This is a genomic window from Sphingobacterium micropteri (assembly GCF_014692515.1).
Taxonomy (GTDB): domain Bacteria; phylum Bacteroidota; class Bacteroidia; order Sphingobacteriales; family Sphingobacteriaceae; genus Sphingobacterium; species Sphingobacterium micropteri.
Genome location: NZ_JACOIK010000001.1, coordinates 438,328 through 462,005 on the forward strand (window position 1 = coordinate 438,328; position 23,678 = coordinate 462,005).

Consider the following 23,678-nt stretch of genomic DNA (forward strand, 5'->3'; position numbering starts at 1 on the left):
AGCGATTAGTAGCTCCTGTTTGCATTCACTGGGCATATTTACCTACGCGGCCATAGCAATTCTCCGGTCTTAAGAAAGTGGGATTGTTGACTTTTTCATCGTTCTGTTGTTAAAGTTACGAATTTTCGTATTTCAATCTGTCCGATTTATAGGAAGGGTTACATTAAGCTTGTGTACAAATTCGGGATTTTGTTTTAATGCTTCAATATCGTTTCAATTCTAATATTATGTATATTTGATACAACATGGAAACTATCGGTATTTTATTTTTTGCGCTAGCCTCCTTTGTAGGTATAGAAGAATCGAGGATACTGAGCCGTAAAGCTACCGTCGCGATAGATCCTGTACACCAAACTTTTGAAGTTGTACAGGAAGATCTTTTTTCGATAGTTATGACAGAAGAAGATAGAATCGCCACGATCAAAGAATTGCAGCTCATAATGGATGTTGAAAAGAATCCTGAAAAAAATGATTCGAGTAGCGTAGTTATAGAGAGCGTGTCTTTACAAAGACAAGGTGACCAACTGCATGCTACTTTGAAAGGTCGCTACACAGATGTCAACGCATTGCGGGAGGCGGGGATTTATGTCGATAACACCGGATTCTCGATGATAAATATCCCTGAATGGAATATCCGATCAACGGATGCTGCTTTGAAAGAGAATTATTGGGAATGGCCGGCAAACAAGAAAGTGACCCTCATGTTAGAAGCATTTGAAAATATTCCTACAGATTATTTGCCGTACCGACATAGTGTATTGCCTTATTGGGATGATGCGCAGACTAACGCAAATAAGTAATCATATTATTCTTCTGATTATCAGGTGTAAAAATAGCGGTGTCCCCTTTAGCGAAACCATTGTGACCACCGTCGCCAAAATTTAAGACAGCTTAGTGATTTTGACAGGTGGTTGTGATTTTCTCTTTATGTTTTTGTCCCCAATCAGCCAACGTGAAGATGACATTGTCGATCGATCTGGCATATTCGGTAGAGACATATTCTGTGACAACCGGCGTTTTATCTACGTGTACCTCTCTCTTTAATAATCCATTCAATTCCAGTTGTTTCAGTTCGTTGGATAGTACTCTCGCTGAAATACCATGGATGGTACGCTGCAAGTCGTTGAATCGTTTGTGCCCACTAAACATGGCTGCGAGAATTCGCAACCGCCACTTTCCACCCAAAACATACAGTGCATCTTCTAGTGCCCTGAGATTTTCCTCACATTTTGTATCAGCGTAATCCATTCTTTTTTGCTTATAACTAACCTAAATACAGCTACTAACCTTTAGTTTATTACTAATAAATTGTTAGTGCAATATAGGTACTTTTGTACTATATAGAAAAAAATGTCATTCTTTTTGCCCAGCAAAAACCTTAATGCACCATACGAATAATTATAAAAGTAGATAAAATGATAGAAATAGGAATCGATAGCTTCGCTACAAATTTCACTGCCTTGGGTAGTAAAATCAACAGTTCTGAGTCATTGCGCTTATTGTTGCAACGTATCCAGTTTGCCGATGAAAAAGGGTTAGACGTATTTGGGATAGGTGAGCACCACCGTAAGGAGTTTTTAGATTCCGCACCTTCGGTCATTTTGGCTGCGGCTGCAGGTACGACTCAGCGCATCAAGCTTACTAGCGCCGTATCAGTCATCAGTGCCGATGATCCGGTAAGACTTTTTCAAAATTATGCTACGCTTGATTTGATCACACAAGGAAGAGCCGAAATCGTGGTGGGCAGGGGGTCATTTGTGGATGCATATCCGTTGTTCGGATTGAACTTGGAAGATTATGATGCGCTGTTCGCCGAAAAATTGGGTTTACTGCTCCAGATAAGAGATAACGAAATCGTCAATTGGAATGGTCGTTTCAGGCCAGCACTTAAAGATCAGGCTATTTACCCACGACCTTTTCAAGAGAAATTGCCTATTTGGTTGGGCGTTGGTGGCACGACACAGTCATTTGTTCGGGCAGGAAGATTAGGCCTTCCACTGATGGTCGCCGTAATTGGCGGAGAGACTCATCGTTTTCGTCCTTTAGTCGATTTGTATCGGGAGTCTGGGTTAGAGGCCGGACACAAACTCGAAGACCTTAAAGTTGGGCTTCATTCTACCGGATTTGTAGGTGCGACTACGTCCGCTTCGACGAAAATTTTCCTACCTGGGTATACCAAAGCCATGAACAATATTGGGAAGGAAAGAGGATGGGGGCCGTTGACCCAAGAGCATTTTGAAAGGGAGACCTCTCCATTGGGCGCCATTGTTTTGGGTGGCCCTGAAGAAGTAGCGGAGAAGATTATCAGACATGCTAAAGCATTGGGAGGCATCAGCCGTTTCACCTTCCAGATGGATGTAGCCAATTTGGAACATGAATATTTGATGGAAGCCATAGAGCTGATCGGCGATAAGGTGATCCCGATCGTTCGAGAAATGGAAAAAGTGTAGATAAAATTATATCCAACCTCCATTATATTGCTGTATCTTTGCGGCTGTTTTTTTAATAGACACATATCGTGATAGACGTAAATAATATCTCCGTATCCTTTGGCGGAACAACCCTTTTCAGTGATGTATCGTTTTCCATCAATGAAAATGACAAGATAGCCCTGATGGGGAAGAATGGTGCAGGAAAATCCACTTTACTAAAGATCATTGCCGGCGTAGGAAAACCCACTACCGGCCATATCAGCGGACCGAAGGAAGCGGTGATCGCTTACCTTCCTCAACACCTGTTGACGGAGGATAATATGACGGTTTTTGAGGAGACCTCTAAAGCTTTTGATGAAGTCTACCGGATGCGTGACGAACTCGAAGCGCTCAACGAACAACTGACTATACGTACCGATTATGATTCGGACGAGTACATGAAGTTAATCGAGCAGGTTTCCGAGCTAAGCGAAAAGTTCTATTCCATCGAAGAGACCAACTATGATGCAGAAGTTGAAAAAGTATTAAAAGGCTTGGGTTTTGAACGGCGGGATTTTAGCCGTCAGACAGCGGAGTTTTCTGGGGGATGGCGTATGCGTATCGAACTCGCCAAAATTCTGTTGAAAAAGCCCGATTTAATACTTCTTGATGAGCCTACCAACCACATGGATATAGAAAGTATTGAGTGGCTGGAGGATTTTCTGGTCAATTCGGCCAAAGCTGTTATCGTTATCTCCCATGACCGCGCATTTGTTGATAATATCACGAACCGCACGATCGAGGTAACGATGGGGCGTATCTACGACTATAAAGCAAAATACTCTCACTACCTGCAGTTGCGTCAGGAACGACGTCAGCACCAACTGAAGGCTTACGAAGAACAGCAACGTTTTATTGCCGATACGCAGGAATTTATAGATCGTTTTAAAGGCACTTATTCCAAAACATTGCAAGTGCAGTCCCGCGTTAAGATGTTAGAAAAACTGGATATCATCGAAGTGGACGAGGTAGATACTTCCGCGCTACGTCTAAAATTCCCACCATCTCCGCGTTCCGGACAATATCCGGTCATTGTTGAAGAACTTACCAAAGCCTACGGAGAGCATGTCGTGTTCGAAAAAGCCTCGATGGTTATCGAACGTGGAGAGAAAGTAGCTTTCGTCGGTAGAAATGGAGAGGGTAAATCCACAATGATTAAAGCGATCATGGGTGAAATTGGTTACGAAGGCTCTCTAAAAGTAGGGCATAATGCGCAAATCGGGTATTTTGCACAAAATCAAGCCTCGTTGCTGGATGAAGAACTTACCGTGTTCGAAACCATCGACCAAATTGCCATAGGTGACGTACGTGTCAAAATCAAAGATCTCCTGGGTGCATTCATGTTTAGCGGCGACGACACGACCAAAAAGGTAAAGGTACTTTCTGGAGGAGAAAAAACACGTCTGGCTATGATCAAGCTCTTGTTAGAGCCCGTGAATGTGCTTATCCTCGATGAACCTACCAATCACTTGGACATGAAAACCAAAGATATCATTAAAGATGCTCTGCAAGAATTTGATGGTACGCTGATTTTGGTATCGCACGATAGAGACTTCCTCGATGGATTGGCAACGAAAGTTTTCGAGTTTGGCAACAAGCGCGTAAGAGAGCACTTTGAAGACATCAAGGGCTTCTTGGAATATAAGAAAATGAATACCCTTAATGATATAGAAAGGGTGGGGTAGCAATGCTGCGTTAGTTTATTCCACTATCTTTTACTCCATTTCTCTAAAGTTGGCTTAAATTCCAATTCGGCTTCATTTTATAAAAATCGATAGCTTTCCGTCCGCAGTTAACATTTGCATATGGAAGTCTTTGTATATCTTCTGCATCTTATCCATGATCATGTGTCCAATACCTTTTCCCTGATAGGAGGGGAGGACGAGTAACACTATTCGGACTCTATTCGTCCATTCAACGAGGATTTACTGTATAAATCATAATGCAGTAGAAAGAGTTTTTATCTAGAGCCAATTCTTGTTATATCGATCTACGATATCTTTCAAATCAATAGACTTGTTATCCGAACTTTCAATCTCTTTGTGTAGTTCGGGGAAGTCGTTTATAAGCTCCAAAAGAATCTTTTTTTGTTGCTTACACGGTACGTGAACTGGCGCATTTTCCTTAGCAAGGAAACGATAGGTGGCTTTAGCACTTGCAGAGGGCGAACCAGTTCCCACAGATGCATAAGTCGCAATTTGCGACTTAAAGAAAAACTTGGTGTCCTTCATAGTATAGTGATTTCACTTGAGAAATACGAGATACTGCTTCGGCGGAGCAGGAGGCGTCGACTAATGCAAAGCTGGCCAAATCTCCTTCTTTTGGCCATTGTTGTACACCTTTGTCATCCAATGGAAGTATTCCAGCGGTCGGCAAACGCAGCATCCGTGATAGCGCAAATTCGGTCGACGCTCCATAGAGCTGCGCTGCTACATTTGCTTTTTGGAGAACACTTCCTGACCCGAACGTGTTCCAATGATCAATAACACTATCTGTACCTACTAGAACCTCTACGCCATATTTTAGTAACGTTGGGATAGGCATGACGGTATTGCCGAACGGAACAGATGAAGCAATACCTATCCCTGCAGAAGCAAGCTTTTCTGCGATCGTTTCCTGCTGAGCTCTGTCCATATTGGCCAGTGCAAAAGCGTGGCTTATGTAGGTCTTGCCACGTAAGGCGGGATTTTCGATTGCCTTATCAATCAGGTATTCGATCGTCTGCACGCCTGTCTTGCCAGACTCGTGAAGATGGATGTCAATACCTTTGCCGTAATCCAATGCTAATTGTACCATGTAATCAACGGGTTTTTCTATCGATCCATCAATAGAGTAGGGGTCAAGACCACCTATAAAATCAATGTCCAGTTGCGCAGCTTCTTTAAGATAAGAAGCAGAGTCTGTGTAGAAGATTCCGTGCTGTGGAAAGGCAACTATTTCTGCGCCGAATGATTGCTTTTTGTTTTCCAATGCTTTCTGCAAGTTGGCTAAAGACTGTAATTTGGATGTCGGCTCTATATTGACGTGGCTACGGGCAAAGTTGGTGCCGTATGACTGAAGTAGCTCTATCAGTTTTTCGGCTTTGTACGTGGAATTTTTCAACAGATCGGGTATGATTTTTTGTTCTAATTCAATCATTCCTTTCACCCCATTAGATCGTGGGCCGATTGCTTGCCATTTGTCGCCGTAGAATGTTTTGTCCAGATGGATATGCATATCCTTAAAGGATGGCAGCATCAGCCAGCCCGATGCATCGGTGCCTACTTGATTTTTATCATTTGGTGAGATGCTTTTTATCTTGCCATTTTCAATCCGAATAGCGAATAGATCGGTCTGTGTAGCGACGACCTGTTCATTCTCGTATATAAAACCCGTCTCTAACCGCACATTCTTTAGAACTTGCGTCGTATCAGCGGCGCTCCTGGCAGCTGCCTCATGTTGTTTGTTGACGGATGTGTTTGGCGCAGACTGACCGATGTTTGGTGATAAGAATGCCCCTGCTAGCCCTACGGATGATCTTTTTAAAAAATCTTTTCGTGATACTCTTCCTGTTTCCACTGTCATATGCTTTGTTACGAATAACAAAGATACGGAGATCAGCAGTTTTATCGTTGAAAGATTCCTTCCATTCCTTGTAGATATTATTCTTTTTTTCTAAAGATCGTCGGCGTTACTCCTGTTTGGGTTTTAAAGAAGTTGGAAAAGTGAGCATGGTCTGAGAAACCTAATTCTAAAGCCACGTATTTGATCGATAAATTGCTGTTTTGCAGTAAACGCTTTGCTTCCAAAATAACACGTCTCTGTATCAGCTGCGTCGCTGATAGCTTAAGATGTTTTTTACATAAGATATTCAGGTAATTAGGCGATACATGCAGTGCATTTGCATAATAGGATACAAACCTTTCGGTCTTGTAAAATTTATCAATAATCATATTGAAATCTGCAAGCCGAGGATTGGATTGGTAGATTTTATATTCTTCAAATATACGCTCAGCTTCCTTACTTACAACAGCCGCGATAACTGCAGCACGAGCACTGATAAGCTCCGCTAACGTATCGGTTACCTTAAGTTCATTTTTGATTGCGTTGAATTCATAATGCAATAAATCATATGCAGAATCAGACAGTTGAATGACGGGATGATTTTGATAATTCGCAAAAGAAAACCTGAAATAAGGTGCAAATCGCTCAAAAAATGCGCGTTGGACCATCAATTGATAACCGATACTGCCATCATGAATGTGCCAAGTGTGCATCTGCTGCGGAAATAGTATATGAATTTCCTTATTTCCTACAGGGTAATCTATAGCGTCAATATGATGCACCCCTGACGCATGGTCGAAAAGAATGATCATAAAAAAATCATGCATATGAGGCGTGTCGATATGTCTCTCGCCTAGCAGCTCATGAAATAGAACATCGCTGCTACCTTGCGGCTGTCCTTCCGTGAAGTTGTTAATACCGATGGTAGGAATACGCTCTTTCTGACTGAAATCCTGCATATAGGAAGTTTAGTGTTTGATAGGAAAAAGCGATCTACATTTACAAAAACGGCGAACGATCTTCCAAATTTTAAATGAAGTTTAGCTTTTTACTTTAAGCTAAAATCTCATCTTTAAATATAGCGATATTCTTAGTGATTTGCTCTATGGCTAGTCGTATTTTGGTCAGTCCCGACAACACCGCAACACCTTGTTCGGTAAACACAAAAGGGTAAATATTTGGAATAGCGTCCTTGTTCTAAGGTCGCATTTTGCGATCTTAGAATGGAGTCATATTCTTCTTTAATCTCCATCCCTATAGTCGATAAGTTCAAATTTCACTACATCGCCCTGCTTGATGGTTATTTTGGTTCCCGAAGGTGTGTATTTTCCTGTCATACATGCTTCGTCAGCACCTAGCGGCTCCATATCTAAGTTCACGTCGTCGTGCTTTTCAAGCAGTTCTAACAAATCTGCGCGCAGCTTATCGAAATAATCGTTAACCAGTTTTAGGTTTCTTTCTTTTGTTTCGTCCATGATCTAAATATAACTAAAAATAGAAATATCTAAGCGAATTTCAATCGGTAGAATGCCGATAATCTTCCGAACAATATGCAAACAAGATGCGAACAAGGTGCTGAACATCATCTTTGTACCATTTGTCTAGCGCGTTTTAAGACATCCTCTTTTGGTTCAGCGTATAAGTTTATTGCCCTAACCTTCCAGGTTTCTATACATTGCTTCGCCAAGTTAACGGTATCGGGTCGAAAAATATCGGTGTCCCCTTTAGCGAAACAGTTGTGTGGATAATGATTGGTATAATTTTGGTACTTAAAAAATATTAAATCATAAAGTATGACTAGAAAACTATTGTTTGGGGTATTTGCTGCCCTTTTCGGTTTTTTTGTTTGCGCATGCAGCAAAGATCCAGTAGCAGACGAGATAAAAACAAATTATCTCCAATTAAAAATAGATGAGCGAGTAAAAACTTTCTCAGATGTGGAGGGGAGATGGGTTGATGGTGGCAACTTTTTAGAAATAATAGCCACAGATGATGGTAAAGAGTGGTTTACCTTTACGGTTATGTCTGAAACGACCAGAGTTTCGGCTGGGAATTACACGTTAGATGATGAATCGGGATTTACTATTCTTTCCACCTATTCTCTAGTGGATGACAATGGTCAACTCAATTACGCCGGAACAAGAGGAACGTTAGCTCCAGAAGATGCTTTCAGTCTTCGAATAGATAAGATAGACAACGGCTCTGCGGAAGGTTCGTTTACTGGAGTACTCGTCCGCGTACAAGGAGAAAATACGCTTGGTATGGTAAAAATTACAGAAGGGCAATTTAAAACAGAACTTAAACCTAACTAAAATTATATAGGTTTTCAATTTCAGCACTATAACTACGCAAATGCTTATTGCGCAACTTTCAGTGGTCACGGTGTCGGCGAAGAGCTTGTCACGGCAGATGTTCACTATGCTAGAACTAAGCTGATACTTAATAGCGAACTGTTTCGGATACAAAAAGCAAATTACTAAAATGGATAAATATATCAGGATATTCAGACAAAGCATTTCCCAAAGTTTGATAGGCAGAACACATTATATTCAGATTGTAGCTGTCATGCTGTTTTTGTTTGGTCTTCTATTAACATCAAGCTGTGGCTCTCTGCCAAGAACAAGGCCGGCGGGAGTAGAACGAGCGTCGGATTTTCACGACTTCAGAATTCAACGGAGCAGGTTGGGCAAAATCGAAATCGGTATGACCATTGAGGAAGCGGAGAAACACCTATCGGGATTTACAAAGGAAGAGCATGATGCAGTAGCTTTTGGTTTTGGAGGTGGAAGCCCAGCATATTTATATTCTAGGGAAGGTGAAATAGTACTTGGATTGATTCCCAGACTCGATACGGATAGCCTGCTCTTCATTATTGCTGCACATGAGAAACTGAGAACGACAAACGGGCTAAATCCCAAATCGACCGTTAGTGAGCTTATTCAAAAGTATCCCGATTTTGCCGTGTGGTATGATGAAATGAACGAGTGGGAGTATTTTCAAGATGAAGACAATGGTTGGGATTTCATCTTTATGACGGATAAAGATACAGAAATTGGAGAATATATGGGATTTGATAAGCCCGCAAAACCGAAGAACCTGGGTGTAAAAACCGATTGGATAACAATCCGATAAGGTGATCCCGATCGTTCGAGAAATGGAAAAAGTGTAGATAAAACAAAAGAAACCAGGAGGGTTGATTTACTTCAGCACCTGCTGGATCAGTTTGTTCATCTGCCGGGCACCTGATCAAGATTGAACCTAGCACCAGCCTCAATCCCCGAATCAGCTTTAAGCCTTCAAGATTTTTCAAAAGTTTGATCGCTTCGTCATCCAGAATATCCAATGTTACCGTTTTCATACAAATACCTCCTTGCTTTTATCTCTAAATTTACAAATTGATTCTCCATTAGTTATTAGATAGCGATATAGGCAGAAGGAATAATCTGTGTTACTCAAAGTTCCATTATGTCTTTCCTTTGTCCAGCTGTACTTGTGCTTCGTGTATTTGTTCAGTGTCTATCGACTTCCTCTGATTTAGTAACCATTCATAGATATCGGGATTGGTCTCATAAAGATATTGTATTCCATGGCCTTCATCTTTAAGTCTATAAAAAGTAATATTCCCATTGCATTTCTTTAGAGAATCGGCTATTCTTTCTGTTTCACTTATATCGATTTCCTCGTCTGCGGTGCCGTGGAATGTCAGAATGGGAATATTCTTGAGTGTGCAAATTCGAGAGATATCATTATCATTTACCCCTCCACATAAAGGAACAATAGCCGCTATTTTTGCGGGGTGATCCAATGCTGCAATATATGTTCCATAACCACCCATACTTATTCCAGTTACGTAAACACGACTTTTATCTATTCGATATCTTGAACTGACATCGTTGTACAAAGAATCAAACCAATTTTCCGAAGACCAGTATTTTCCATCTGGACACTGAGGAGCAACCATGATAAAGTCAAATTCCTTTCCTTGATCTACCAAATAGGGCAGACCGTATACCTTTAGTTTTTCTAGATCATTTCCTTTTTGAGACCCACCGTGGAGATAGATAACGAGAGGGTATTTGGATGTGTCATTATCGTAATTTTTAGGGAGATAGTTTAGGTACTTATATTTGACTTTTTGCTTTTCTTGGGCAATTGATAGTGATGTGAAAAAGCCAAAATTAATTACTACCATCATACCAATATTTAGATAAAGCTTAAATAATTTCATTAGTGATTCGGATTTTTTTAAAGTAAAAAAGTTATTTATAATTTCTTTTGACAATTAAAGCAATGGTATAAAATCTAAATATTTTTACAGATAACCAATAAAGTTAACAATAAACTTTCTAGCACATGGATGTTACTGTTTTTAGCGTACTCTTTTATCTTGTGTAAAGTACGAGGGTAAGATCCTTTGTAGTATTCATGATTTCCGAGAATATAGATCACGGGTATTTGTAACCCCAATGAGTTAAGCCAGGTTATGCCCTTTGTGCCAATATCTATATCTCCAGCCAATACTAAGACATCTATATCACCTACTGGAAAATCCACCCATGCATGTATAAATCTAGTTTCGCATTTTATTTACAGATCGTGTAGGCTATATATTTCAAATAAACTGAAGATTTCCAGTGTCATTAGCCGTATAAAATTAACAAACGATTACATCAAAAACAATGCTCTCTCCTTTCGCTGGTCATATTTGCATAGCCATAGCAATTCTCCAGTCTTATAAGAAACTGGCGACTAAACACGCGACTATAATAAAAGAAAACAGATAGTCCAGCCAAATCAACTTTCTCTTATCGTCTAAATCATAGGAAGAAAATCGTTTGGCCGTAATGATCAATTCCCATGGTGTCAGTTTTTTAAACAGCTGACGGAAAAACTGAAAAGATAGAAGCATCACAAGTAATGTTTTCAGCGATGCTAAATTATTGCCATTGACTTTTTCCTTTTTATAAAAATCGATAGCTTTACCGTCCGCAGTTAACATTTGCATATGGAAATCTTTGTATATCTCCTGCATCTTATCCATGATTAGGTGTCCAATACCTTTTCCCTGATAGGAGGGGAGGACGAGTAGATGCGGATAGATGTCCCCATCCCAGGCAGTAATCAGCGAATGAGAATTTATTAACCCTTTAAGCAGTAGAACAGGTTTCTGGGCTGCACTCCACGCATTGGCTTCGTATAATGGCAAAATTTGATCTGCGGTTAGGATGGTATTTCCGAAACCTGTAATCGATAGCGGGTTGGTAGATGGATTAGTAGATGGGTTGGTAGATACACAGCAGAAGATATTAAGTCTCGTCCATGCTAATTCGAAAATATCAAACCGTGTTATGGCAATATCCTTTAGTCACGTTTTGCGACCCCAATTCAATTCTCATATATTATAATTATAAAATTTAAATGAACTTTCTTTGAAACCCATTTTTTCATAGAGGATTTGAGCGGGATTATCTTTTGCGGTACTTAAAGATATTCTAACACACTCGTCTCTTTTTGCAATTTCTATACTCTCGTTTATTAATAATTTGGCTATCCCTTGTTTTCTTTCAGTTTCTATAACATAAAGATCATTTAATACGAATGCTTTTCTTAACGAAGCCGAAGAAAAAGTAGGGTAGAGCTGGGTAAATCCGATAATACTTCCATTTCTTTCTGCATAGAGTAATATTGACTCATTGCTTCCCAGTCTTTTTCGTAGAAAATCTATTGTTCCCGGACTATCTTTTTCCATTCCGTAGAATTCCCGATAAAGCGAAAAAATCGGTTCTATTTTAATAGCGTCATTTGCGGACGCAAGTTTTATTTCAATATCTTTCATAATTCATTATACCAATAAAGATAACAAATAAACTTTCATTGTTAAACAATTAATCGCTCATTTTGCGCAACACTCGTGCATCGTTGCGTTGCCCGCATGGATGATTTTGACGCGTGTCAAAACCGACTGCTACATTGCTTGTTTCGTACTGACGGATATCAAAGCCGTTACTTACATGGTCGATGGCATATTGAGCATACGCAAAATGAGAGATGTTGCCAGAAGAACTCAATTCAATGCATTGATCCTGTCAATCAAATCTTCTTTGCTGGTCAGTTCCAAATCATCCGTTGCTATGGTAATGATATGATCTTCAGCAATAGTTACTTCTTTGATGTTATATACAAATTGTCCGTTACTTTCTGAAGCGAAAATTACATGTAAGGTCATCCCGACTGGTACGAATCCAAAATGTTCTGTAAAATATTGATCAGGTGTGTTGTACAAATCTAATTGTGCTAGAAGATTGGGTTGGTCTTCGTAAGCTAAATACACGGCTGAGTTGGTTTCATTATAATTAGCCGGAACATTTACTTTGATTTTTGTAAGCGCGCTTGATACTGCCGTAAACCGATCGACATTGGTCCATCCAAACTCATTAATAAAAAAATCGTAGGTATTGGTTACAGGATTGAATCCGAGGCCTGCTTGATCGCCGTCTGTCCATACCATGTTACCGTTGCCATCATCGCCTTCGCCCGATCCAAAGCCAATTTCTACAGGGTTCCATGCTAAATTACCTGTTTCATTGATCTCACCTTGCCATAATATCATTTCGTTATCCAAACCACCGGTATGTTCAGCATCGACTGTAACATAATAGTAGTTCAACGGTTTTAAAACCTGGTCACCTTGCGTTACTTGTATAAAAAATTGGCCACCGGTTATTAGTGGATGAAGATGTCCGGTATTATCTCGTCCCATTAAAGGTTTGTTTGCAACAACCATATTGCCTCTGTCAAAGATTTCTACAAAGGTTAATTCTACTTCTCCAACGATGGTGTTGCCTAAATGATCGGTGAGTTCGTATTGTCCGATATCTAAGATAGTTCCCTTGTTTGAAACGAAATGTATACCATCCCCCGCATCAAAGGTTTGAGTCTGTACGAGGTCTGAGAGTGCTTGTTGTCTAAGCATGTTAAACCCTGTGCTTGTTGGGGGAATAATTTGATCGACAGGTACAGTTGTTTCATCTTTGCTGCATCCTGTTAGCAATAAAGATATTAATGATCCAAAAACGAGTGTAAAGAATAGATTTTTCATCATGATCTGTATTAAGTAATAATAATTTTTCTTTGATAGTAGATCATCGGAATATTCTTTTTGTTACCCCTTTTTCAGGTCAATTCTTAATTATTATTGACAGCATTATGGAGAAACCTTTCCATAAAGTCCTGCTTAGATGACGTGATGATGAAGACGATTGCACCGCAATGTCTTGTCCTGAAATAGCTTATCCCGAAATCGAATTTAAGTGGTTTGAACGTGGTGGACTCCAGTTTCAAGTGCAGTTTATCAATAAGGAGTATATGGCGTAGCAGGAGCTTGGTCAAAATGACGGTGCAATGAAAGCATTAAAACGAAAACTAGCCGTGCTCATTAAGGCTATTTGGAGAGATGAAGGAAAAAATGCTGCAGGTCGTATCATGCTTTGACGGATAAGCGATCTACTATTTATCGAGGAGTATATTTCGCATAGAATCCAATATAAAGTCCTGTCGTTCTTGCTCTGAATATTCGAGGTGCACACTGATCCATTCATCGATATATTTATTATTTAGCAAATCTTGAAATGAATCTACTATATAAGCTTTTAAATGCGTCTCCGTATTCTGGAGTTCTTCCCAAATCGTTGATCTGTTATTCAAAAAATAGACGATATCTTCGAAATCGGTACTCGTACGCCCATCTCCATGTCCCCTGTTATTAAACGCCTCCAGCTTGGTTGCGAGAAAATATGGAGGTGCGAATATTTTGATAATGTGCTTTTCGTCCAATGCGTAGTCAATTGCATTAGAGAAGCCCGGCGTATACCATTTATTGGAGAATCCGAGGATTTGATCTGAGGTTGGCATCACGTCAACGATGATACCTTGTACCTTATAACGACAGATAACACCGGACTCCCAATCGTTAATAAACCCTTTTTTTCTCAGTTTTTCTTCAATGTCCGCATATCCTTGATAACTTACCAGCTCAACCAATATATCTATGTCGTCAGTTGGACGAACTTCTTCGGCCACTCTGTCGGTATACAGCGAGACGGTAGCACCACCTACAAAAACAACGTCTTTTGCCAATTCTTCCAGTGCATTATACACTGCCTTAATCCGTAACAGATTCTCCTTGTGGCTCATAACAAATGCTTTTTCAGTTCCTCAATGGCCAAGTTTTTCTCCCTCACTTTGCCCACCCGCAAAATATCGATACTTGCTAGTAATTTATACAAAATATCATCTTGTAGAGAGGCTTTTACAACACCTTTATGTAACGGCTCGACAGACTGACCTCGTGCATTTCCATCTACTGCTGGCCATACATAAGGTAGATCGCTCGAAAAATGTTGTTTATAAAATGGATGAGAATGCGCAGTCTTCATACCATTGACGATAGGACCCGGTACCTGTGGAAATACATAATGCAGACCATATTGTATAAACTCCATTAGCGCATTTCGTCTAACTTTTTTCTTTTCTTTATCCACTAAACCTGCAACCATACTTCTGTTCAGCGATGCAGAGATTTCCGAAACACTGATAAATAAAGTGGATGATAAATCTCTATATTGCCAAGGCTCATCATTCAGTGCTATGATTTTCATCAATACCACGATGTCTAAAGGACGCATGCCATTATGATTTTTCATAAAACAAAGATAGAGAATTTGTTTTCTGTTCGCAAATCGCAAACAGCGAACAGGGATTTAACCCATACAACTCCGCCAGATCACTATGCAGCATCACTTTTTGTCCTCTTAACTCGTATATCTTGTTGGCGAGGACATCGTTTGCTGTAGCTACTTCTTTTAGTTCTGTTTTGCTTTTACTCATAACTTAATGGTATTGTTCATAATTCATTATACCAATAAAGGTAATAATTCGCTATTTTCCCGTACGCCGACATACTGGGGCAACGACACCGTTTCGTGGTACGGGGATGTAAATAATCCGTATGGAGAAGTGATACTGATGGTCATCCGTTTAATCTCCCCATACGGGGAAACCGTTCTTTCGTGCACCGATATGACACTTCCGTTCTTCGAAATAGTTTCCCTGTACGCCGACATCATCTCGCCGTGTGCCGAGGCGATACAGATGGACGGAAGTTGCATACAGTCGTGCGACGACGTCGCATTTCGGTTAGTGTTGGAGGTGGTAATAATTGAATACCTACTATTGTCTAATAATGAGATTGTTTAGTATCTTGTGAAGACTTTAATATCAAAGAACACCTAGGCAAATGATCATTAACTGAGCTTGCGCATATACCGTTTATAGGTGTTTGTGTTTGTTATGCTTGGGTGTTTTAGACATTCTTAAGATGGATTTTTATACATTTATGCTACACAAAATTGAACTTACCGACAACGGACTAACTATTAATGGCCATTCAGTTCGTTTTCCGATAGCTCCAGCGCATCTAAACGCAATTTTAGGAAACGCCAGAGTGTTTCCCACAAAAGCAAATGTCTTATTTATTTGGGATGATTTTGGTCTAAAAGGTTATGGCAGCCAATCGGAAGGTATACACACCTTGGAAGTACATTATCATCTGGATGACTACAAACATGCTCCTCAACAGTCTTTTGGTGGAATGTGTCTTCTGAACGGGCAGGAGATTCGAACGTATTATCAGGAAAATAGAAAAAAACGTATCAAGCTCTTTTCGGGCGACAGTAGTGGTGCATTTGTAGTGGGGCATCTTAGCGCCTGGTTTGATTATGAGGACGGGGAAGTTGCATCGGTGTCGCTGTCGGTTTATCAAAAAGCAAGCGAAGAAGAACTACCTATCACTCTTCCTCTTGATAAGGAGTATGCGCATTACCACGACCTTTGGCAGGACTGGATTACCCATGTTTCTGTTTTCGTTACGGATAATAACCCTTATTATAATCTGAAGCACGGTATTACGCAAGAAAACCTAGATCGTGTTCGGGCAGCTTTACCGGTAACTATTCCAAATGAACTGATTAATTTTTATAAAGTTCACAATGTGGATTATGATCCCGTGACGTCTCCATTTGGTTTCCACGTGAATAGCTTTGATTATGATCTGCTACCCTTCTCCCGCATTGTTGATCAGTGGAATATGATTGATAGTCTTCAATTCGGAGAACAAGTAGAGCCGGAAAATCTGTTGGGTTATGATTCCCGCATCAAAAGCACAGATTATGCCAACCCCAAATGGATTCCATTTGCAGAGGGAAGAAATGGCGATTATCTGCTTATCGACACGGATCCGAGTGAACAGGGAACCTATGGCCAGATTCTCGAATTGGTAAATGAGTCGTGGGAGCGGACAGTTGTAGCGCCTTCTTTGACTGCTTTGGTGGAAATGGAAATAGCGTATATCAAACAACACGGTCAAGAGCGATTTGACTTCATTATAGAAAAGGAGGAATAGTCCGGGCAAGCGCCATAGGCGCGTATCTCATTTCTGTAAGCTCATGCTGTATACGAGAGTTGTCTGTCAGGAATTGACGCAACTTCGTGAAAACGCGCATAATCTGAATGTTGACCGCTATGGCTTGTTTACTGTTTAGCACACTTGATAACATTAATACACCATGTTCGGTAAATACCATAGGTGCATACTTCGTATGCTCGCCATGCCTTAAGGTGCCAAATTGGCTCCTTAAGATTTCTAACTCTTGCTTCGTAAGCTCAAACATGAAATCTTCTGGAAAACGATCTATGTTTCTTCGCACTTGTCTTTTGAGCTGTTTAGTCTCGACGCTATACAATTCTGCTAGATCACTATCTAATATTACTTTTTGTCCTCTAAACTCGTAAATTTTGTTGGCAAGGACATCATCAGCTATAGCTACTGCTTTTAGTTCTGTTTTGGTTTTACTCATAACTTAATGGGTATCGTTCATAATTCATTATACCAATAAAGGTAATCATAAACTTTTATTGTAAAGCAATAGAATCTTCCATTTTGTACATATACATAGCCCCAACCTCCAGGTACTTAACGGCTATGTACAGTGACATAACCAATCACTCACTGTAGTTAGCGGCTTTGTCACGTTACATTGTGGACTTGTTCGTTGACATAACGAGTAAATCCATGTGTTGAACGTTGTTTAGCTTCAATGTGCGAACATGTTCCTTGTAGTTACGCCCAATGAACATGTCGCTGACGGCTATGTCACATAACATAATCAACAACGCAACGAACATATGTAATTTGTTCTGGTACAAAACAAAGATGTGCAGTGCATGCATTTACATGTACAGTGCAGGCATTCCCATGTACAAGTACATAATGGTAAAGAAATAGACAGGCGTATGCAACGATGTGATATTTCCTTGCGCCGACCTCGCATGTTTAATGGCAGCGGTCAGTTCAACCATAAATTCTCCCACGTTGGAACATATAATCCGTAAAACATAAACGATATTTTGTAACATTGTGGCAGTATTTTATTAATCAAATATCTTTTTATGAGCTGTTACCGTTTTCGCTATTTGTTCAGTGTGGGTGTTTTCTGCGCGTTTTTCATTGGCGTTCTTGCATGCTCCTGTAAGAAAGCCGATGATCAAGAGACAGAAGAACCGGAATCGCCTTCTATTCCACCTCAAGATGTTGAATTACTCTTTCTCCATTCTTATGAAGCACCGGAGTCACGAAAAAAAATGTCTAGCGCAACGGACGGAGTTTCATTTTATGTCGGAGGCGGGCATCATCCTATGTCGTATACTTCCAGCGTGTATAAATTGGATATGCAGACGTTTGAATGGACGTCTGCTCCGCTGAGTAAGCCGAGGATGGAGAGCTTTGTTCATATCTTGAACAATCAGGTATTTGTCTCAGGAGGATGGCACGGTATGCTGGAAGGCCCACGTATAGATCGTTTTACTTTATCATTGGACCATATCGATCACAAGGTACTCGGTACTGGTGATTTCTCCTATCGCGCGGTTACCGTAGGAGGGGATCAGTATTTAATTGTACTTAGCTACGCAAACTTTTACATCTTCGATCATTCTATGCAGGCGTGGGAGACTATTGCAATAGATCCGATTTATCAAGGAGATGTACAGTCTATTATCTCAGATGGCAACACTATTTACTCCTGTAACCTGACGACCAATGATTTTAATACCAAACATGTTTTATTGCAATTTGATTTGAAATCCCGAGTTTGGAAGGAAATGGAGAATAAGGCTCATCACTTTAATAATAAAATGCTTGCCCATAACGGAAAGATTTACTTTTACAGTACATATGCATTTGAGACTCCTCCATATCTCGATGTATACGACATCAAAGATCAACGGTGGTCGACCTTGCGGTTTCCTGAGTACAGAGAGTTGTATGCTATCCTTATAGACGAGCCTTCCGATGCCCTTATTTTGAGTGGTGGCCGTGTGCTGGGCGATGAGGAGTCTGGTTCCCTGATGTCGTCCGATTTATTGGTTTATCAGTTCGGTAATGAGGAATGGAAAAAATTTAAACTTCAACATAGCCGGTTGTTTCATACGATGCAGATAGTTGGAGACCGACTGGTTGTGCATGGTGGAGAGGCTGTGCTCAATGTGGACGACTCTATAGGTCTACCGACGGAGATATTTCAGGTGTCTCGTACAGAGATGCAGTAAAGTAGAGTGATATTCCCATTTGATGCGTCAGATGTTTTAAGGTGTTAAGACAGGTATTAACCTATCCGCGCTTTATTTTTGTTTAGGCTCAAAACCTTTGGATCTCAATAATTCTACAAAATTTTTGAGATCATCATTCAGATTTTCGATCGTTAGGCCCGTTGTGTTTTTTAAAGAATATATTTTTCTTAGGCATCCATCAAAATCAAAATAAATATCTTCATTTTTGAATTCCTTTTCCAATTTTTTAAAGATTTCCTTCGTCATATTAATGGAAATAACATGAGCTATAAAATCGATCTTTTTTGGCGTTTCCCTTTGCACATCACAATGCACCCTATAACCATGGATCTCCGCTTCTTTTATTTCTTCCGTAAAATACCATTTCGTTTTTTCGTAAGTCAAGACTGTTTTAAAGCCTAATCGATCTAATTTGTCAAAAGGATCTTTTTGAAATGCTCTATGTCGATTCCGCGCTTTATTAAACCATATCAAACATACTGATCCCACAATAAGGCTGGGAAAACCGATAGAAGCGGTTAGTAGAACAGTAACTACAATTAATCGATTAATAGGCCCATTTCCGTTAACAATGGATGCTAGAATATCCACCATTAGCACGATAGAGGTAAAGGTTATTGAAATAAAAAGAAATGCGAATTTAAGCTTATGGCTATTTAATTCTAGAAACTTTGTCATCATATTGTTGTTAGTTAGCTGTTTGCACATAGCGTCGTAGGTGTTTCCAACATCCTTTATTTTTACGCTATCGTTGAATCGCTGTTTGATACAATTCCGATCCATAATTTAATAAACCGCTTAGTTTGTCTGAAAGTGTTGAGAGTTTACTTGCAAACATTTTTTCGGCCTACTTCGACTATTTCTTCAATCCCGAACTGGCCAAGCTTCTCAAGTAGCTTATTTGCCCCATTTTTTTTCTTGAATTCCAGTTCTTCTTTGTAAAGTGGAATCAATGTATAAATATCAATAACCTTGTTGTTTTCAATATTAATTTGTGTAAAATCATCTGACAGCTCCATGGATGACACTAACATAACAGCGTTAAAGCCTACGCCCTGAGCAAATTCTTCTTCCTCTTCATGGCTGTATGTATGTCCAAAGCCTAACCAGGTATTATTGGTGTGCGGTAACATCATTAATTCTTTCATCAGTCTGATTGGCCAATAATTTCGTTCGTCGCTAAAAGATTCATCGTTTAAATTCCATTGCTTTGGCAGTAATATCATAACTTCAGCAAATTCTGATGATTCGACATCGCTAGGTATCCTCATGGGTAGTGCGCTCATGCCACAACTCAACAAAATATGATATGGTCTGTCATTGGCTGCTTTAATAAAATAGATGTCCCGATGAATTAATTCAGATTCTATTTCGTGAAAGACAACGATGTCATCTTCATCGGTGAAGAATTCACCTAAATGAGAATCGATAATCTCGACGCTATTCTCAACGTTGTTTTCCATCTATTCTTTTTTTATTTTTCAATCCTTGATTCGTTATTTGTAAATGATCACAAATATAGGAATCGTAGTCGGTTATTTTCAGGTCGTAGACGTCGCTCTATGGTGTTTGCTCAATTCTAGTTGCTAAATTTATATTTGTCTATTATCATTCTTTTTACTTCATGATTATTATTGAATTTTAGTTTTTCAGACCCGCAAATTCCACAAGCACAGACGATATATTTAAAAGGTTTTTTAAACTGAAATTTATTCTTTGTTATCGGAATATTGAAATTTTTGCACTTTTCACAATAAGATTTATTTCGTTCTTCTAGTGGAATTTTTAGATTTTCCATTTGCACAAAAATCTTGAATTCTTCTAGGATGAAATCTTTGGAGTTTTCAATAGTTAAACCAGAATTAAATAGAGTAGAATTGTCATACGTCAAATAATCTAAATCTTCATCAATCTCATAAAATGCTATATAACGAGGATCCTATTCAGTTGCAGAAACTATTTTACGCATTTGACTAAATGCATAGTCAATACCAATTTCTTTATTGATAGCTTTCCTTGCAATTACCATCGCGTATTTTTCGATTAGTTCTTCATCAGTTTTTTCAATATCAAGCTTTAAATCATTGATGCTTTTCCAAAAATATTCTTTTCGCTCTTCTGTCTCTTCATGATCCAAGCCTGCAAGGATATAGAGGTTTTCAGATTCGTATCCTAATTCTAAGACGCTGATAGCCCAATAAACAAGCTTCTTACTGTCAAATTGGGACAATGCTCTTTCGGCTAAAATTTCAAGCGTTATTTCGTCGAGTGTCATTGGGGTGTTTTTAAGTTTTCGTATTTCAACCAGTCCGAGTTTTACGAAGAGCTATATAAGCATCTCATTTTTCTTTTCCATTCAAAGAATTTATCCAAGTATTCACATATTGATCATTACTTTCTTCCTATTTTTGATGGTCTTCAATATTGTAGTATCTTTTTGAGACGCACTGCCGTGAAAACAGCTATTTTACCTAAAAACGGAAAAAGCTGTTTAGATTTTTTTTGACTCAATTAAACTTCTTAAAGTTAACCCATCTAGGATCGTAAATTAATGCATACTTGAAAGATACCAGCCTATCTGCATCGTTGCGAATCTTTTCCAAATACTCGATAACAGGTTCTTCCTGTTCTGCGTAAAGCATGATATACATTCCATTTTCCGAGACAAATCTTGAAACCATATGGCAAATGCAAATTTTGTTTAGTTCATCAGTAAAGAAGTCCTCGATCGTTCCCATATCTAGATCAGGGTTTTCGGTAGCTACAAGGTCGGTTAGGTCGACCTGTATTTCGATGTAGTAAGGGCAAAACTGTCTGTATTCATAGTTTCCATAGCCCTTGTTTACCCAGCCGGTTCCCATCTCACCGTTGGTCATCGTTAACGTGTATAAAGAAAAGGAGTGCTTGGGAAAAGATTTGCCATGTTTTTTTGCTTCTTCCCAATCCTGAGGAGTTTTGTTTTTCCTGAAAAGTTTGTTTAAGAAATTCATTGTGGTAGCTCTAATGCGTTCTTATGTTCACCATGGTTTGTATTATTAATAATTACGAATTAATCTGTTCAATTAACCTACTTGTTCACGTAACATGAACAAGTAGGTTAATTGAACAATAAATTCAAAGAAAACCAGTAAATCTTTGCTTGCTATATTGCCAAAAGTATACAATCAAGAAACTGTCACACATAAAGGTAGATCGCTCGAAAAATGTTGTTTATAAAATGGATGAGAATGTGTGTCAATCAATTAATAGTTCAGAAAGGTCCTCTAATATCAGAAGCTCAATGATTTCTGTCTGCTGACTATCAGGGATTTCCCTTGCTTCAATGTTATGTTTTGTTGTCCACTCACGACCAAGTAACTGTCCAAGTTTGCCAACAGCATCGTCTAGTGTTTCACCTTTTGCAAGCATTGATTTCAGGTCTTGGATTAATGGTTTTTGCCGCCTGTTGAAGTCAATAAGATATTTTGGTTGTCCTGTTTCATAAACTACCCATTCATCTATGGAGAGTTCGTAAAAAGGAATTGTTCGGAATTGTCTGCCTGAGTCTTCGAATAAAAATGACTCAGTATGTAGTTTTATCGTTTCCATAAATCTGAGCTAACTAGTTTTTAGTCTTCGGCTCGATAAATAAACTCTATCTCACCATTGAATGTTTTCAAATCCATTTAATTCACCTTATAGATGAAGTCATAATCGTGAGCAGTCACAAACATAGGAATAGTAGTCCAGCTATCTTGTTTGGTTTTATAAACTTCTCTGAACAGCTCTTGCAAACGAAAAATCACAAGTAGTTCGCACACTTTGTAGGCTTCAGCAATATTGGGATCGTCGAACCTGTCATTTTCGTGTAAGTCATGAAATACAGATTGTATATCCTCAAATCCAGTTATTGTCAGGTCGTTTAATGAAGAATCGTCAGAAAGCCAATGCCAATCGTTTAAACTAAACTTCTCATACGAATACAATTCAATGGACCAACGATCATAATTTATAGTAAATCCGTTCATTTCACAATAAAGTGCGGCAGGTCGCTGTGCGTGGCGTGGACGAAAAATTAATTTTATCAATCCTTGTTTCTTTTTTAGGACAAGGGAGGTTAATTGTTCATAAAGGGAAATGTACTCTGCCAATTCAGAATTCATATGCAATATGTTTCTTCCTAGGATTTTATGAAAAGTTGTTTCTGGAATTTTGAGAAGTTCACTTTCTGCCAAAGCGATTGCGTCGTCAAGTTTTTTCGTTTCCAGAAGGGTATACAATCGGTCTTGTAGTTCAAATTTCATTTGGGTAGTATGATAGTAAAAAGGTACTGTAGGTACTGTTTAATCTTCTTATCACTTTATCAATCAATGAGATAATCATAGGTTAGCTTATCTGTTTTTTTCGAAATCAATATTTTCGTGTATATAGGGGCATACCCCTTTTCACGAGGTTTGAAATATTCATATACATAAGCATCTTCGGTTTGATAGTTTGCAGTAAAAAAGTGTCGACATCACTATACCTCATTTTTTCAGCAATTAACATGAGATCATATTCTAAAAAAGGTTGAAAGTTTTCCGCATCCGTAATCTTGTTAATTATTTGCTCTTTATCCCGTTTAGAAATATCTAGGACAAATTGGTGGGAATAATCCCTAAATCCACCGGACAAATTGGATGCGATGCTGAAATCATGTTGTAGGTTAAAACCATGTTCTCCCAATTTTTCCCGAACATCAGATTTCGAAAAAAGCTCATCCTCAAAAACGATTACAACGGTAAGATAGAGAAACGTAATGGTTAATAAGCTAGAGAATAACCAACCAACTTTTGGGTAACCCGCTTTCTTTGGTAGCCAATAGGCAAAATAAATCAGACCACCGATTAGCGCTGCAAAAATCAAAATTATAGTACTCCAAAAAAGTAAAAATGAATCCATCAGTTTTCGGTTATTATTGCGGTGTCTCTACTATAAAGACGTTTTAATCCCATGTGCATA

At 39.1% G+C, this 23,678-nt stretch carries 31 protein-coding genes; 8 read left to right on the forward strand and 23 right to left on the reverse strand.

Features of this window, described 5'->3' with window-relative positions:
* Positions 1-245: 245 nt before the first annotated feature.
* The gene (locus tag H8B06_RS01870; protein ID WP_190992569.1) at positions 246-800 is read left to right on the forward strand and encodes a hypothetical protein; all 555 of its coding nucleotides are present in this window, start codon (positions 246-248) and stop codon (positions 798-800) included.
* Positions 801-891: 91 nt separating this feature from the next.
* Here the strand turns inward: H8B06_RS01870 and H8B06_RS01875 are convergent, their stop codons facing one another.
* Positions 892-1,248: a winged helix-turn-helix transcriptional regulator gene (locus H8B06_RS01875; RefSeq protein WP_190992570.1), complete on the reverse strand. Its 357-nt coding sequence runs from the start codon at positions 1,246-1,248 to the stop codon at positions 892-894.
* A 167-nt stretch (positions 1,249-1,415) separates the two neighbouring features.
* Here H8B06_RS01875 and H8B06_RS01880 point away from each other — a divergent pair, with 167 nt between their 5' ends.
* Positions 1,416-2,450: an LLM class flavin-dependent oxidoreductase gene (locus tag H8B06_RS01880; protein WP_223857412.1), complete on the forward strand. Its 1,035-nt coding sequence runs from the start codon at positions 1,416-1,418 to the stop codon at positions 2,448-2,450.
* A gap of 68 nt (positions 2,451-2,518) precedes the next feature.
* The gene (locus H8B06_RS01885) at positions 2,519-4,156 is read left to right on the forward strand and encodes an ABC-F family ATP-binding cassette domain-containing protein (RefSeq protein WP_190992571.1); all 1,638 of its coding nucleotides are present in this window, start codon (positions 2,519-2,521) and stop codon (positions 4,154-4,156) included.
* A gap of 72 nt (positions 4,157-4,228) precedes the next feature.
* Here the strand turns inward: H8B06_RS01885 and H8B06_RS20930 are convergent, their stop codons facing one another.
* From H8B06_RS20930 to H8B06_RS01905, 5 genes are all read right to left on the reverse strand, one after another.
* Positions 4,229-4,363 carry a GNAT family N-acetyltransferase gene (locus H8B06_RS20930; protein ID WP_394370014.1) on the reverse strand — a complete coding sequence of 45 codons (135 nt, stop codon included), beginning with the start codon at positions 4,361-4,363 and terminating at the stop codon, positions 4,229-4,231.
* A gap of 72 nt (positions 4,364-4,435) precedes the next feature.
* Entirely contained in the window at positions 4,436-4,702 is a 267-nt protein-coding gene (locus H8B06_RS01890) for a hypothetical protein (RefSeq protein WP_190992572.1), read from the reverse strand.
* Positions 4,677-6,029 carry an amidohydrolase gene (locus tag H8B06_RS01895; protein ID WP_317170824.1) on the reverse strand — a complete coding sequence of 451 codons (1,353 nt, stop codon included), beginning with the start codon at positions 6,027-6,029 and terminating at the stop codon, positions 4,677-4,679. Before H8B06_RS01895 ends, H8B06_RS01890 begins: the two co-directional genes overlap by 26 nt.
* A gap of 83 nt (positions 6,030-6,112) precedes the next feature.
* Positions 6,113-6,973 carry a helix-turn-helix domain-containing protein gene (locus H8B06_RS01900; protein ID WP_190992574.1) on the reverse strand — a complete coding sequence of 287 codons (861 nt, stop codon included), beginning with the start codon at positions 6,971-6,973 and terminating at the stop codon, positions 6,113-6,115.
* A 282-nt stretch (positions 6,974-7,255) separates the two neighbouring features.
* Positions 7,256-7,489, reverse strand: coding sequence for a hypothetical protein (locus tag H8B06_RS01905; RefSeq protein ID WP_190992575.1), 234 nt, complete (start codon positions 7,487-7,489; stop codon positions 7,256-7,258).
* A gap of 318 nt (positions 7,490-7,807) precedes the next feature.
* Between H8B06_RS01905 and H8B06_RS01910 the strand changes: the two genes are divergently transcribed.
* Both H8B06_RS01910 and H8B06_RS01915 read left to right on the forward strand, forming a co-directional pair.
* Positions 7,808-8,326, forward strand: coding sequence for a hypothetical protein (locus H8B06_RS01910; RefSeq protein WP_190992576.1), 519 nt, complete (start codon positions 7,808-7,810; stop codon positions 8,324-8,326).
* A gap of 169 nt (positions 8,327-8,495) precedes the next feature.
* A complete protein-coding gene (locus tag H8B06_RS01915; RefSeq protein WP_190992577.1) occupies positions 8,496-9,146 on the forward strand; it encodes a hypothetical protein in 651 nt (216 codons plus the stop codon).
* A 331-nt stretch (positions 9,147-9,477) separates the two neighbouring features.
* Here the strand turns inward: H8B06_RS01915 and H8B06_RS01920 are convergent, their stop codons facing one another.
* The 8 genes from H8B06_RS01920 to H8B06_RS20555 form a co-directional block, all read right to left on the reverse strand.
* Entirely contained in the window at positions 9,478-10,209 is a 732-nt protein-coding gene (locus tag H8B06_RS01920) for a carboxylesterase family protein (protein ID WP_223857413.1), read from the reverse strand.
* 107 nt (positions 10,210-10,316) lie between these two features.
* Positions 10,317-10,568, reverse strand: a complete 252-nt coding sequence (locus tag H8B06_RS01925; protein WP_317170825.1) for a metallophosphoesterase — start codon at positions 10,566-10,568, stop codon at positions 10,317-10,319.
* Positions 10,569-10,746: 178 nt separating this feature from the next.
* Positions 10,747-11,220: a GNAT family N-acetyltransferase gene (locus H8B06_RS01930; protein WP_223857414.1), complete on the reverse strand. Its 474-nt coding sequence runs from the start codon at positions 11,218-11,220 to the stop codon at positions 10,747-10,749.
* Between the two features lie 186 nt (positions 11,221-11,406).
* Positions 11,407-11,850 carry a GNAT family N-acetyltransferase gene (locus tag H8B06_RS01935; protein WP_190992578.1) on the reverse strand — a complete coding sequence of 148 codons (444 nt, stop codon included), beginning with the start codon at positions 11,848-11,850 and terminating at the stop codon, positions 11,407-11,409.
* Between the two features lie 228 nt (positions 11,851-12,078).
* Positions 12,079-13,116, reverse strand: a complete 1,038-nt coding sequence (locus H8B06_RS01940; protein WP_190992579.1) for a hypothetical protein — start codon at positions 13,114-13,116, stop codon at positions 12,079-12,081.
* 404 nt (positions 13,117-13,520) lie between these two features.
* A complete protein-coding gene (locus H8B06_RS01945) occupies positions 13,521-14,207 on the reverse strand; it encodes a hypothetical protein (RefSeq protein WP_190992580.1) in 687 nt (228 codons plus the stop codon).
* On the reverse strand, positions 14,204-14,716 hold the full coding sequence (locus H8B06_RS01950; RefSeq protein WP_223857415.1) for a hypothetical protein: 513 nt from the start codon (positions 14,714-14,716) through the stop codon (positions 14,204-14,206). Before H8B06_RS01950 ends, H8B06_RS01945 begins: the two co-directional genes overlap by 4 nt.
* On the reverse strand, positions 14,703-14,900 hold the full coding sequence (locus H8B06_RS20555; RefSeq protein WP_223857416.1) for an ORF6N domain-containing protein: 198 nt from the start codon (positions 14,898-14,900) through the stop codon (positions 14,703-14,705). The genes H8B06_RS01950 and H8B06_RS20555 overlap by 14 nt, the downstream gene beginning before the upstream one ends.
* A gap of 6 nt (positions 14,901-14,906) precedes the next feature.
* Here H8B06_RS20555 and H8B06_RS01960 point away from each other — a divergent pair, with 6 nt between their 5' ends.
* Both H8B06_RS01960 and H8B06_RS01965 read left to right on the forward strand, forming a co-directional pair.
* The gene (locus H8B06_RS01960) at positions 14,907-15,269 is read left to right on the forward strand and encodes a hypothetical protein (RefSeq protein ID WP_190992581.1); all 363 of its coding nucleotides are present in this window, start codon (positions 14,907-14,909) and stop codon (positions 15,267-15,269) included.
* Between the two features lie 139 nt (positions 15,270-15,408).
* Positions 15,409-16,473, forward strand: coding sequence for an SMI1/KNR4 family protein (locus tag H8B06_RS01965; protein WP_190992582.1), 1,065 nt, complete (start codon positions 15,409-15,411; stop codon positions 16,471-16,473).
* On the opposite strand, the gene H8B06_RS01970 is transcribed toward H8B06_RS01965, so the two are convergent.
* Positions 16,454-16,927, reverse strand: coding sequence for an ORF6N domain-containing protein (locus H8B06_RS01970; protein WP_190992583.1), 474 nt, complete (start codon positions 16,925-16,927; stop codon positions 16,454-16,456). The genes H8B06_RS01965 and H8B06_RS01970 overlap by 20 nt on opposite strands.
* A 373-nt stretch (positions 16,928-17,300) precedes the next feature.
* Positions 17,301-17,486 (reverse strand): hypothetical protein, encoded by a 186-nt coding sequence (locus H8B06_RS01975; RefSeq protein WP_190992584.1) that lies wholly within the window; start codon positions 17,484-17,486, stop codon positions 17,301-17,303.
* Between the two features lie 33 nt (positions 17,487-17,519).
* Here H8B06_RS01975 and H8B06_RS01980 point away from each other — a divergent pair, with 33 nt between their 5' ends.
* Positions 17,520-18,677 (forward strand): Kelch repeat-containing protein, encoded by a 1,158-nt coding sequence (locus tag H8B06_RS01980; RefSeq protein WP_190992585.1) that lies wholly within the window; start codon positions 17,520-17,522, stop codon positions 18,675-18,677.
* A 72-nt stretch (positions 18,678-18,749) separates the two neighbouring features.
* On the opposite strand, the gene H8B06_RS01985 is transcribed toward H8B06_RS01980, so the two are convergent.
* The 7 genes from H8B06_RS01985 to H8B06_RS02015 form a co-directional block, all read right to left on the reverse strand.
* Positions 18,750-19,379: a hypothetical protein gene (locus H8B06_RS01985; protein ID WP_190992586.1), complete on the reverse strand. Its 630-nt coding sequence runs from the start codon at positions 19,377-19,379 to the stop codon at positions 18,750-18,752.
* Positions 19,380-19,522: 143 nt separating this feature from the next.
* On the reverse strand, positions 19,523-20,161 hold the full coding sequence (locus H8B06_RS01990; RefSeq protein WP_190992587.1) for a suppressor of fused domain protein: 639 nt from the start codon (positions 20,159-20,161) through the stop codon (positions 19,523-19,525).
* Between the two features lie 476 nt (positions 20,162-20,637).
* Positions 20,638-20,973, reverse strand: coding sequence for a hypothetical protein (locus H8B06_RS01995; RefSeq protein WP_190992588.1), 336 nt, complete (start codon positions 20,971-20,973; stop codon positions 20,638-20,640).
* A gap of 232 nt (positions 20,974-21,205) precedes the next feature.
* Positions 21,206-21,688: a hypothetical protein gene (locus H8B06_RS02000; RefSeq protein WP_190992589.1), complete on the reverse strand. Its 483-nt coding sequence runs from the start codon at positions 21,686-21,688 to the stop codon at positions 21,206-21,208.
* A 244-nt stretch (positions 21,689-21,932) separates the two neighbouring features.
* A complete protein-coding gene (locus H8B06_RS02005) occupies positions 21,933-22,286 on the reverse strand; it encodes a hypothetical protein (protein ID WP_190992590.1) in 354 nt (117 codons plus the stop codon).
* 77 nt (positions 22,287-22,363) lie between these two features.
* The gene (locus tag H8B06_RS02010) at positions 22,364-22,981 is read right to left on the reverse strand and encodes a hypothetical protein (protein WP_190992591.1); all 618 of its coding nucleotides are present in this window, start codon (positions 22,979-22,981) and stop codon (positions 22,364-22,366) included.
* Between the two features lie 106 nt (positions 22,982-23,087).
* Positions 23,088-23,618: a hypothetical protein gene (locus tag H8B06_RS02015; protein ID WP_190992592.1), complete on the reverse strand. Its 531-nt coding sequence runs from the start codon at positions 23,616-23,618 to the stop codon at positions 23,088-23,090.
* Between the last annotated feature and the right edge of the window lie 60 nt (positions 23,619-23,678).

Excerpts from the sequence above, each read along its gene's own strand:
- H8B06_RS01870 (WP_190992569.1), top strand. The coding sequence starts at position 246 with ATGGAAACTATCGGTATTTTATTTTTTGCGCTAGCCTCCTTTGTAGGT.
- H8B06_RS01875 (WP_190992570.1), bottom strand. The coding sequence starts at position 1,248 with ATGGATTACGCTGATACAAAATGTGAGGAAAATCTCAGGGCACTAGAA.
- H8B06_RS01880 (WP_223857412.1), top strand. The coding sequence starts at position 1,416 with ATGATAGAAATAGGAATCGATAGCTTCGCTACAAATTTCACTGCCTTG.
- H8B06_RS01890 (WP_190992572.1), bottom strand. The coding sequence starts at position 4,702 with ATGAAGGACACCAAGTTTTTCTTTAAGTCGCAAATTGCGACTTATGCA.
- H8B06_RS01900 (WP_190992574.1), bottom strand. The coding sequence starts at position 6,973 with ATGCAGGATTTCAGTCAGAAAGAGCGTATTCCTACCATCGGTATTAAC.
- H8B06_RS01905 (WP_190992575.1), bottom strand. The coding sequence starts at position 7,489 with ATGGACGAAACAAAAGAAAGAAACCTAAAACTGGTTAACGATTATTTC.
- H8B06_RS01910 (WP_190992576.1), top strand. The coding sequence starts at position 7,808 with ATGACTAGAAAACTATTGTTTGGGGTATTTGCTGCCCTTTTCGGTTTT.
- H8B06_RS01915 (WP_190992577.1), top strand. The coding sequence starts at position 8,496 with ATGGATAAATATATCAGGATATTCAGACAAAGCATTTCCCAAAGTTTG.
- H8B06_RS01920 (WP_223857413.1), bottom strand. The coding sequence starts at position 10,209 with ATGATGGTAGTAATTAATTTTGGCTTTTTCACATCACTATCAATTGCC.
- H8B06_RS01935 (WP_190992578.1), bottom strand. The coding sequence starts at position 11,850 with ATGAAAGATATTGAAATAAAACTTGCGTCCGCAAATGACGCTATTAAA.
- H8B06_RS01940 (WP_190992579.1), bottom strand. The coding sequence starts at position 13,116 with ATGATGAAAAATCTATTCTTTACACTCGTTTTTGGATCATTAATATCT.
- H8B06_RS01945 (WP_190992580.1), bottom strand. The coding sequence starts at position 14,207 with ATGAGCCACAAGGAGAATCTGTTACGGATTAAGGCAGTGTATAATGCA.
- H8B06_RS01950 (WP_223857415.1), bottom strand. The coding sequence starts at position 14,716 with ATGAAAAATCATAATGGCATGCGTCCTTTAGACATCGTGGTATTGATG.
- H8B06_RS20555 (WP_223857416.1), bottom strand. The coding sequence starts at position 14,900 with ATGAGTAAAAGCAAAACAGAACTAAAAGAAGTAGCTACAGCAAACGAT.
- H8B06_RS01960 (WP_190992581.1), top strand. The coding sequence starts at position 14,907 with ATGGTATTGTTCATAATTCATTATACCAATAAAGGTAATAATTCGCTA.
- H8B06_RS01965 (WP_190992582.1), top strand. The coding sequence starts at position 15,409 with ATGCTACACAAAATTGAACTTACCGACAACGGACTAACTATTAATGGC.
- H8B06_RS01970 (WP_190992583.1), bottom strand. The coding sequence starts at position 16,927 with ATGAGTAAAACCAAAACAGAACTAAAAGCAGTAGCTATAGCTGATGAT.
- H8B06_RS01975 (WP_190992584.1), bottom strand. The coding sequence starts at position 17,486 with ATGTTACAAAATATCGTTTATGTTTTACGGATTATATGTTCCAACGTG.
- H8B06_RS01980 (WP_190992585.1), top strand. The coding sequence starts at position 17,520 with ATGAGCTGTTACCGTTTTCGCTATTTGTTCAGTGTGGGTGTTTTCTGC.
- H8B06_RS01985 (WP_190992586.1), bottom strand. The coding sequence starts at position 19,379 with ATGATGACAAAGTTTCTAGAATTAAATAGCCATAAGCTTAAATTCGCA.
- H8B06_RS01990 (WP_190992587.1), bottom strand. The coding sequence starts at position 20,161 with ATGGAAAACAACGTTGAGAATAGCGTCGAGATTATCGATTCTCATTTA.
- H8B06_RS01995 (WP_190992588.1), bottom strand. The coding sequence starts at position 20,973 with ATGACACTCGACGAAATAACGCTTGAAATTTTAGCCGAAAGAGCATTG.
- H8B06_RS02000 (WP_190992589.1), bottom strand. The coding sequence starts at position 21,688 with ATGAATTTCTTAAACAAACTTTTCAGGAAAAACAAAACTCCTCAGGAT.
- H8B06_RS02005 (WP_190992590.1), bottom strand. The coding sequence starts at position 22,286 with ATGGAAACGATAAAACTACATACTGAGTCATTTTTATTCGAAGACTCA.
- H8B06_RS02010 (WP_190992591.1), bottom strand. The coding sequence starts at position 22,981 with ATGAAATTTGAACTACAAGACCGATTGTATACCCTTCTGGAAACGAAA.
- H8B06_RS02015 (WP_190992592.1), bottom strand. The coding sequence starts at position 23,618 with ATGGATTCATTTTTACTTTTTTGGAGTACTATAATTTTGATTTTTGCA.